Source organism: Colwellia sp. BRX8-4 (assembly GCF_014077345.1).
GTDB lineage: Bacteria > Pseudomonadota > Gammaproteobacteria > Enterobacterales > Alteromonadaceae > Colwellia_A.
The window spans coordinates 1-8,636 of the sequence record NZ_JACGVS010000042.1; the positions used below are offsets into that span (position 1 = coordinate 1).

The window sequence follows — 8,636 nt, forward strand, 5'->3', positions numbered from 1 at the left end:
AATCGATAGCGATTACGTTACATTGTGTCATTGTGTGGACTCCTGGTAAAAGTTGATTTGAGTGAATGCTTTTCACTTTATACCGCAAAACTCCCGCGAGGGGGAGGAGTCCATACATCTCCTTCGTCGCTTATTTTAACCAACTATTATTTGCCTCTTAATGAGGCGTTAGCTATACAGATCATATTTTGTGGCACTAGCTAAAATTTACAAAGGACAGCATGAACAATGAATACGAAAAATAAAAGTACAAAATTACCTCTAAATATTCGGCTTCTACTAGGTGCTTTTGCTGTTCCTTCATTATTTTTAGCGTATATGATTGGCACAATGGCATTGAAAGGTAATTACCAAGAGGTTGATTATTTCGAATGGATATATTCATTGCTTGGTTTTGTTGCCATTTATATCGCAATATCTGGAAAACGAGTGTTTTAGTTTTCGTCAATTGGAATGTGTAAATAGTGTATAGCTAAGAAGGCTTTCAAACGGACAAAAAACAGTTAGCTGTTTTAACTCCGTTCAACATTTTCGCCAACAATTTTTGCCCATTAACAGGGCGTTATGTGTTTAAGGTGTATCGACTATGGATTGTCCAAATTGCAACGAAAGAGCTATCAATTTTACAGCTTGGATCAGAGCTAGAAATGCATTCTCAACAAGGTGTATCAACTGTAATGTTCATCTGAAAGCTAATGCTTTTGTATATTTCAATTTTATAATTACTCTACTCGTTATGTTTTCATTATTTCCATATGTTAACGATGCATTAAATTATTTTGATTTACACATTGAAGTTTCAAAATTTAAAATTGTTGTTTTGCTACCTGTTATCTTTATAGGTACTGCTTTATGTTGGTTTTTTGGCGGTTATAAGGTCAAAGTAAACACATAATAAGCAACTCAATACGGACACAAACAGTTGGTTTTGCTCGTACATTGCAAATTATAGCCAACTATTTTTAGCCGCTTAGTAGGGCGTTATGTAATTAGAAGAGTATCGTGATGGAATTAAAATTTGTTTCAGAAAAAGCTATTAACGGGCTTAGTATCCGAACTGATAACGCAACAGAGATGGATCCTAATAAAGGTAAAATAGGAGCTTTGTGGCAAGCTTTTGATGAATCGGTTCCAGTGGATTATAAAAGTGGCGAAAGAGTATACGGTGTATATTCTAACTATGAATCAGACCACACAGGAAAGTTTACTGTTCTTGCTGGTTTTGACGGAACGTCTTTTCCATCGAATATAAATATGGAAAAGATAACTATTCCTGAAGCAAAATATCTTGTGTTTACGCATAAAGGCGAAATGCCTCAAATAGCTATTGATGCTTGGACAGAAGTTTGGAATTATTTTTCTAACGTTAAAGAAGAACATATAAGGCTCTATACAACGGATTTCGAGTATTACCCAAACGGAAATGAAATAGAAGTCCATGTAGCGGTTAAATAGTTACATAGCAAGCCATTTAACGAGGACAAAAAACAGCGGGTTTTTGTCACTTCGTTCGTATTTTAGCTCGCTATTTTTTGCCCGTTAATTGGGTGTTATGTGCCAAAAAGGATTTAGGTTATGCCTGTAAATTTAAAGTTAAATTATGTAGAGTTTCCTGCTAAAGATATTCCAGCTACAAAAAAGTTTTTTGAGGATGCCTTTGGTTGGAGTTTTATCGATTACGGTCCCGATTATACTGCTTTTGCAGATGAAGGATTGGACGGTGGTTTTTATAAATCGGACTTATCATCAGTAACCTCAAACGGTTCTGCCTTGCTCGTATTGAAAACGAATGATTTGGAGCAAGCTCAATCAATTGTAGAGTCTTTTGGTGGCAAAATATCTACTCCAATTTTCTCATTCCCTGGTGGTAGTCGTTTTCACTTTATTGAACCTAGTGGTAATGAATTTGCTGTTTGGTGTTTATCTGGCACATAACAGGCGATTTAAGCAGGACTTTTATCAGTTGGCTAGGTTCCGCTTCGCTTCACATTTTAACCCACAATTAGAAGCCTCTTAATGGGGCGTTATGTTTACATTCAATTACCATCATAGTTAAATAATAAGGATATTATGAATCATTTAAATAAATTACACATATCATTGCTATTAGGCATGACAATCTCAACTTTATCTTCCCAATCATTTGCTAACAATAATATTGTAAAGTTCATTGATGAATTACCTCAAGAAATAGAGAACTTTACACCTGATAAATTGGAAGAAATGGGAAGCCCTTACGACAGAGATATTTTAGTTTTATCTGCAAAATATTCGTACCAGCAGGATAAGTGGCCTAGTGATGCAATAAATGTAGCCTCAAAGCATATTAGGTTTAATATTTGTAAAGAAAAAGCAGGGCATTATGTTGACTTTCTAAAGGATACAATTAGAGCTAAAGAGTTCGGAGAACCATTTACTTTCAAGGATATTGTTAATTCAAATAATGGTTCTTATTTTATTTCAATCCCACTAACAGATATACAACGAGAACATCCAATTAAAGGGCCAATACAATTAGCTTTTGAACATGGGTGGAAAGATCAAGGTACATATAAAATAAATGATTATTTCAGCGCTTGTTTATCTATTCCTCTATCAGGATATATAAATGCTTTCAAACAACATGGTTTTTTTGTTGGTGCTTATTATAATTTGTAGATAGTGCTGTAAACATAAGTCGTTAAAACAGGACAAATGATAGTTGGCTTTTTCACTTCGTTTAACATTTTAGCCAACTATTTTGACCCGTTAATTGGGCGTTAGGTACACAGGACGTGAGGCGTATTCATCATGAATCGTATATTGATTCCAATAGTTATTCTTTTTGTTTGGCTTAGTCAAGCAGGCTCAAGTAGTTTAAAGAACATTGAATATGCAGAAATAGTTTCTGAATTATCGCGTACCTCGGAGCTTGGAGAATGCAAAATATCTGTAGATATAACCAGATCTTGGCCGTTCTCTTGGACAGCAAGGTCTGCGAGTATAAATGTAAAGACTCAGGATATGGCTTTAACTTCTTTTACTAGTAAGTTTAACGCGCCAGACAGATCATTCCTAAAATCCCATAATACCAATTATCATTTTACTTGGAGTCGTCAATTAAGAGACAGGCTTGTTGCATCTTTTGTCGATGTAGAGATACAACCAAATGGTAGCGTTTATGCTGTTACTATTGGTAATTGTCCTAACTATTTAGATAATAACGAATTAATAGGGAAATTAGAGTATTGTAATTCACCCGTACAGGTAATAAAGTGCACATAAAAGCTGTTTAAGCGGGACAAATTACAGTTGGTTGGTTCCGCTCCGCTTCACACTTTTGCCGCTTAACGAGGCGTTATGTGAATCTCATATTAAGGAGCACAAATGAATAAATTTATATCAATCGTAGCTGTTTTAATTACTTGTCTTTCAATAAATGTGGTGGCCAATGAAGATATGGTTGATTACGATAAATTTTTTCAAGCATATTATAAAGCAAAGGTAAAAACTCAACAGCCTAATGCTTCTAAAGAAGATTTAGAACATTACTTATCATTCTTAACTGATGATGTAGGCAATCAACATTTCCCTAATGCTCCCGATGATTCTAGAGAACCGGATGGGAAAGAAATGATGCGCAAAGGGATGACTCGTTATTTGGGTGTCCATACTAGTTATGATTCAAAATTAATAGCGTATATTGTTGGTTACAACTCAATTGCATTTAAGCATAAATTTTCTGCTAAAGGTCTACGCTCAGATGGTTCAGAATTTAGTTATAGCAAAGTGGTACTGGATGTTATTGAGTTAGAAAATGGTCAGGTATCCGTTATTCGCAGGTACGGTAAATAATTCACCTAACAAATTATTCAAACGGACAAAACACACTTGGCTCTTAATGGGGCATTTTATGTTTAAACTTTTATGAAATTACTTGCAGGTTTTTGGTACACACTTGTTGTCGTTGTAATTCTTATTGCAGCTCTAATGGGGTATTTAGATGAATATACATATGTTAATTGGAATAAAGCCCATTTAGTTGAGAAAATCGGTATCCCTATATTATTTATTACTGTTATTGGCTTTTGGACGTTAATGTTAGAAGACTTTATTGAAAATGATGATACTGATCATCGGATGCTAATTGGTTTTCTTTTGTATTTTCTAAATTTAATTGCCATATTAGTATACTTTTGGGTTGTAGTTTATCGCCGAAAAAACATATAACAAAGCATTAAAACGGACAAAAAACAGTTGGCTGTTTCACTGCGTTCACAATTTTAGCCGCTTAATGCGGCGTTATTTTTATTAATCAAGGATGGTGTTATGTTCAAAAAATCACTGCTTATTTTATTATCTTATCTCCCTATTTCTGCTTTTGGAGCTGAATTTGAGTTTTCACTTGGGGCAGGTTTACAATATAGTGGAATTATTGGGACTCAGTTTTCAGTAAAACATCAAGATAGTAAATATTTCATGTCAGTTGGGTTACCTGGATATTCAGTAGGAATGCAAACAATTGTTTCAGATGATGAATATCATTCTGTTGGTTTTTCACTTGGTGAAATTCAAGGTATCTTTGATGGAGATAGCCGATATGGTTTTATAACTTATAATTATCATTTGGAAGGCTTTAAAGACAGTGGCTGGGTTTTAGGAGCTGGAGTGGGTGTCTATGATGAAGAATCATATACACCATTATTTAGTAATCAGCGTATCAACCCTTCAAGAAAGGCTATGTTTACATTAGATGTTGGTTATAAATTCTAAATATAACAAATCACTTAAAAGGACAAGTTACAGTTGGTGGTCTCGCTCCGCTCACAGTACGCCAACCAAAGTTAGCCCCTGAACAGGGCCTTATACGTTATCGAAAATATGGAGTTTTGAATGAGTACAGTTAAAAATAATACGGAAGTTTATGAAGATTTTAAAATTAATGTAAAATTAAAGATTTCTGCGCTTTGGGTAGCGGTAATGTTTTGTTATGTTTACGGTGACTATATACAGATTTATGTACCTGGAATATTAGCAGATGCTATGGCAGTAAAAGTAACGGCTGAAACTCAATTAGAGTTTTTTGCAGTTGCTTTATTAATGGCAATGCCAAGTGTGATGATATTTTTTACCTTAGTGGTGCAACCTAAGATAAATCGTTGGTTGAATATAATATTGAGCACGCTTTATATAGTTATTCTTATTGCAACTAATTTGACAGAAACCTGGGTGTTTTACTTATTTTTAACAACGATAGAGGTTTTAATCTCATTGGCGATTATTTGGTACGCGTGGAAATGGCCTAAAGCCGAAATACCACTAGCAAGTAATGTATAACAAGCTAATCCACAGGACTGAAAAGTGCAGGCTGTTCGCTTCGCGCCATTTTAACCAACAATTTTATTGTCCGTTATTAGGGCGCTAGGTGAAATGGAGTTTACATGAAACTACTGGTAATATTATCGATGTTTGCATCATCAACATTCGCATCACAATTTGACGTTGATACTTATTCTACTTCTTTGGATTTTGCTCAGGTTACACAGGTTCTCGCTACTAAGAAATCAAACGGTAGTTGGTGCTTTGCCACCTCAGTTCGGCACAATGACCAAGGGTGGGGGCATTACGCAGATGGTTGGGAAGTTATAGATTTAGACGGTAATAAACTTGGATACCGTCAACTTGCTCATCCTCATGATAATGAGCAACCATTTACTCGTAGCCAGTGTGATATAAAAATTCCATCAGAAATATCTAAGGTAATAGTAAGAGCCAAATGTAATGAAGATGGTTTTGGTGGTAAGCCAATGGTTGTAGAATTGAGTGAAAATTAAGGTATTAACCTAGAAAGTGACTCAAACGGACGCTAAACAGTTGGCTAGCGCTCGTTCATCGAACATTATAGCCAACGATTATTTTTCGTATAGCAAGGCGTAGGTTTAAAATAAACTATGAGTCATAAAATTGAAATCATTGAAACTAATAAAATAATTAAAGTCACTTATAAAGGAGTTATGACTTTAGAAGAACGATTGTCTTCAGTTCATGAACTATGTTGTAATTTTAATGCTTTTAAGAGATTCAGATTGTTAATTGACGTTAGAAGTATAAAGCAAGAGATGACTAACGTTGAACAGGAAATTTTTGGAAAATATATAGCTACCAAAGAAGAGTTTAATATGGCCTCAGTCGCGGTGCTTGATAACATTGAAAAGCCTACGGATCAAATCGTAACTAAAGAAGCCGCTGAAATGGGGTATCAAATAAAGAAATTCAATAGTGAAAAAGAAGCATTAGCTTGGCTTGAAAATCAAACCTAACAAGCAAGTCAATACGAACAAAAAACAGTTGGTTGTGCTCGTTCCTCGCGAATATAGCCAACAATTTTTAGCCTCTTAATGGGGCGTTATATTTTAAGGATAAAATCTACCATGAGAGTATTAATCACAATTTTGTTAACTATGTTTTCTTTCTATACTTTTGCAGAGGAGCAAGGTGAAAAAGGTTTTAAAATGGATGTAAATGTATCTGGATTTTTTAGTCCTGAAGTAACTAAAGCTACTATCAAATCAGTTGTTCAAGGTTCTTCCGCTGAAAAAGAAGGGCTTAACGTTGGCGATGACGTAGTTGCAATTGATGGCTGTAAAATTCCTGGCTGTTCAGCTTCAACAGCTAAGAGCTCTTTACAAAAGAAAGTTGGTGATAATGTCGTTTTGAGTATGTTGAAGCCTAACGGTGAAACATATGAAGCCAATATCACTCTGCAATAAAAATATAACAAGTCGTTAAAGCAGGACAAATAATTGTTGGCTTTTGCTCCTGCGTCGCTTATTTTAGCCAACATATTATTTGCCTCTAAAAGTAGGCAATAGGTTTAACCATACATTGGAGTTCTTTTTAAATTATGGAAGAAGTAATAGTAGAAAAAAATATCGAAGTCGAATCAGTCGGTACAAATAAAGCGAAGAATGAAACATTGACAACAGAGCTTCATTTTGAATTATTAAAACAATATGCGTGGCTTTCATCTGCTGTCATTGGTGCAATAATAATTCTTATACAATTAAACGTTGTTGTAATTGGAAATGGTATCTATGTTTCATTAGCTTTTTTAGCTCTATCAATATTTTTTTCTTTGGTTGGGCAAGACCATATTGTTGATTCACTGCTCAAAGGTAAAAACATATATGAAATGTCTAAAATTTTAAAGGTTATTCGTGGAGCTTCTATGGGGTTTTTGGGGCTTGGTGCAGGTATTTTTTCTGCAGGCTTTCTTTAAACCTAACAGAACTTCAAACGGAAAAATTACAGTTGGCAGTTTAACTCCGTTGATATTTTAGCCAACTATTATTTGCCACTGAATATGGCCGCAAGGCATTTCGATAATTTTGGAGCAGTCAAATGGATGAAATCAACAATTTTATATCGTGCATTGAAAATGAGACCAGAAAATCGGATTCATTTGCGTTGTTATCTTTTTTGGAAACAGTATCTGGGTATAAGCCTTATTTATGTGGCAGCATAATTGGCTTCGGTAAATATCACTATAAATACGATAGCGGTCGTGAAGGAGATTCCGCAGTAATCTCGTTCTCTCCTAGAAAAAAAAACTTAGTGGTTTATATAATGCCTGGTTTTGACAAAATCGAAGACTTATTACAGGAACTAGGTAAACATAAACTGGGCAAATCTTGTTTGTATATTAATAAACTATCCGATATCAAACTGGATGTTCTCGAAAAAATAGCTAAGTTATCCGTTCAGTATATGCAGCAAAAATATAGGTGTAAAAATGCCTAAGAGATTAAACAAGGACAAAAAAAGTTGGCTACTTCACTCCTTTCGCAACATTAACCAACAATCTTTTGTCGCTTAACGTGGCGTTTGGAGTGTCTGGATGGTTCTAATCTACATGTTCTTTGTTTTATTGTATCTTGCACCAATTGTAATATTTATTTATCTTAAATTATCAAGAAAAAAATTAGCGTTTCCATCGAAAATCAGTCTTTATATTTTTGCCATTTCATACGGCTTAATAATATATTCAGTCTTTGGATATGAAGTTTATTTAGAATTTCAATTAAATAAGTTCGATCTTAATAATGACGGTATGTTTAATGGTTTAGAAATTACCGCATCTCAAGAGCTAGCGATGAGTAAGGTCATATCCGATACGGGAAGAACATTTGCTCCGCTTATAGGCTTTATATGTTCTGGTCTTATTAGTTTATTATCACTTTTAATACTTAAGTCGCTTGGTTTGGGTAAAAGCACCTAATAAGAAAATCAACAAGGACTAAAACAGCAGGCCGTTCTCTTGGCTCCATTTTAGCCCACTATTTTTAGCCTGTTATTTGGGCGTTATATTTTACAAGGACGAGCATGGCACTTTTTAAACTATTTAAAGGCAAAGAAATTGGCGCATTAGGTCAAGTAGATGCGTTAGCTAAAACTTTAATAAAAACTAAGGTTAATGTACATAAGCTAGGTTTAGAAGACGGTTCCGTTGGTGTTGGTCTAAACATAGTATCTAAGTAAGCGCGTAATTAGCCCCACATACCAATATTAATCGAGCCTGCGCATAATTATCTTAGTAAATTAACATGAGGTAATTATGAATAAACAGCAAAAAATCAAACACTGGCAAAACATTTTTG

General features: G+C 34.6%; 16 protein-coding genes. All 16 read left to right on the top strand.

Annotated features, from left to right (window positions below; all coding sequences use genetic code 11):
- Positions 1 to 228 precede the first annotated feature (228 nt).
- The 16 genes from H4J56_RS18950 to H4J56_RS19025 all read left to right on the top strand — a co-directional run bounded on the left by H4J56_RS18950 (position 229) and on the right by H4J56_RS19025 (position 8,517).
- Entirely contained in the window at positions 229 to 438 is a 210-nt protein-coding gene (locus H4J56_RS18950; protein ID WP_182218477.1) for a hypothetical protein, read from the top strand.
- A gap of 567 nt (positions 439 to 1,005) precedes the next feature.
- Positions 1,006 to 1,455: a GyrI-like domain-containing protein gene (locus H4J56_RS18955; protein ID WP_182243898.1), complete on the top strand. Its 450-nt coding sequence runs from the start codon at positions 1,006 to 1,008 to the stop codon at positions 1,453 to 1,455.
- Positions 1,456 to 1,575: 120 nt separating this feature from the next.
- Positions 1,576 to 1,935, top strand: a complete 360-nt coding sequence (locus H4J56_RS18960; RefSeq protein ID WP_182243899.1) for a VOC family protein — start codon at positions 1,576 to 1,578, stop codon at positions 1,933 to 1,935.
- Between the two features lie 135 nt (positions 1,936 to 2,070).
- Positions 2,071 to 2,658 carry a hypothetical protein gene (locus tag H4J56_RS18965; RefSeq protein ID WP_182243900.1) on the top strand — a complete coding sequence of 196 codons (588 nt, stop codon included), beginning with the start codon at positions 2,071 to 2,073 and terminating at the stop codon, positions 2,656 to 2,658.
- A 132-nt stretch (positions 2,659 to 2,790) separates the two neighbouring features.
- Positions 2,791 to 3,264: a hypothetical protein gene (locus H4J56_RS18970; RefSeq protein WP_182259787.1), complete on the top strand. Its 474-nt coding sequence runs from the start codon at positions 2,791 to 2,793 to the stop codon at positions 3,262 to 3,264.
- Positions 3,265 to 3,366: 102 nt separating this feature from the next.
- The gene (locus H4J56_RS18975) at positions 3,367 to 3,834 is read left to right on the top strand and encodes a nuclear transport factor 2 family protein (protein WP_182243545.1); all 468 of its coding nucleotides are present in this window, start codon (positions 3,367 to 3,369) and stop codon (positions 3,832 to 3,834) included.
- Between the two features lie 72 nt (positions 3,835 to 3,906).
- On the top strand, positions 3,907 to 4,209 hold the full coding sequence (locus H4J56_RS18980) for a hypothetical protein (protein WP_182221966.1): 303 nt from the start codon (positions 3,907 to 3,909) through the stop codon (positions 4,207 to 4,209).
- A gap of 99 nt (positions 4,210 to 4,308) precedes the next feature.
- Positions 4,309 to 4,752, top strand: coding sequence for a hypothetical protein (locus H4J56_RS18985; protein ID WP_182259788.1), 444 nt, complete (start codon positions 4,309 to 4,311; stop codon positions 4,750 to 4,752).
- A gap of 120 nt (positions 4,753 to 4,872) precedes the next feature.
- Complete coding sequence (locus tag H4J56_RS18990; protein ID WP_182259789.1) at positions 4,873 to 5,316, top strand: DUF6326 family protein; 444 nt, start codon at positions 4,873 to 4,875, stop codon at positions 5,314 to 5,316.
- Positions 5,317 to 5,420: 104 nt separating this feature from the next.
- A complete protein-coding gene (locus H4J56_RS18995; RefSeq protein ID WP_182259790.1) occupies positions 5,421 to 5,813 on the top strand; it encodes a hypothetical protein in 393 nt (130 codons plus the stop codon).
- 117 nt (positions 5,814 to 5,930) lie between these two features.
- Entirely contained in the window at positions 5,931 to 6,299 is a 369-nt protein-coding gene (locus H4J56_RS19000; protein WP_182215133.1) for a hypothetical protein, read from the top strand.
- A gap of 111 nt (positions 6,300 to 6,410) precedes the next feature.
- On the top strand, positions 6,411 to 6,749 hold the full coding sequence (locus tag H4J56_RS19005; RefSeq protein ID WP_182215135.1) for a PDZ domain-containing protein: 339 nt from the start codon (positions 6,411 to 6,413) through the stop codon (positions 6,747 to 6,749).
- A gap of 134 nt (positions 6,750 to 6,883) precedes the next feature.
- Positions 6,884 to 7,258 carry a hypothetical protein gene (locus H4J56_RS19010; RefSeq protein ID WP_182215136.1) on the top strand — a complete coding sequence of 125 codons (375 nt, stop codon included), beginning with the start codon at positions 6,884 to 6,886 and terminating at the stop codon, positions 7,256 to 7,258.
- A 122-nt stretch (positions 7,259 to 7,380) separates the two neighbouring features.
- Positions 7,381 to 7,779: a DUF1801 domain-containing protein gene (locus tag H4J56_RS19015; protein WP_182259791.1), complete on the top strand. Its 399-nt coding sequence runs from the start codon at positions 7,381 to 7,383 to the stop codon at positions 7,777 to 7,779.
- A 97-nt stretch (positions 7,780 to 7,876) separates the two neighbouring features.
- Complete coding sequence (locus H4J56_RS19020; protein ID WP_182259792.1) at positions 7,877 to 8,257, top strand: hypothetical protein; 381 nt, start codon at positions 7,877 to 7,879, stop codon at positions 8,255 to 8,257.
- Positions 8,258 to 8,361: 104 nt separating this feature from the next.
- On the top strand, positions 8,362 to 8,517 hold the full coding sequence (locus H4J56_RS19025) for a hypothetical protein (RefSeq protein WP_182259793.1): 156 nt from the start codon (positions 8,362 to 8,364) through the stop codon (positions 8,515 to 8,517).
- Positions 8,518 to 8,636: the final 119 nt, after the last annotated feature.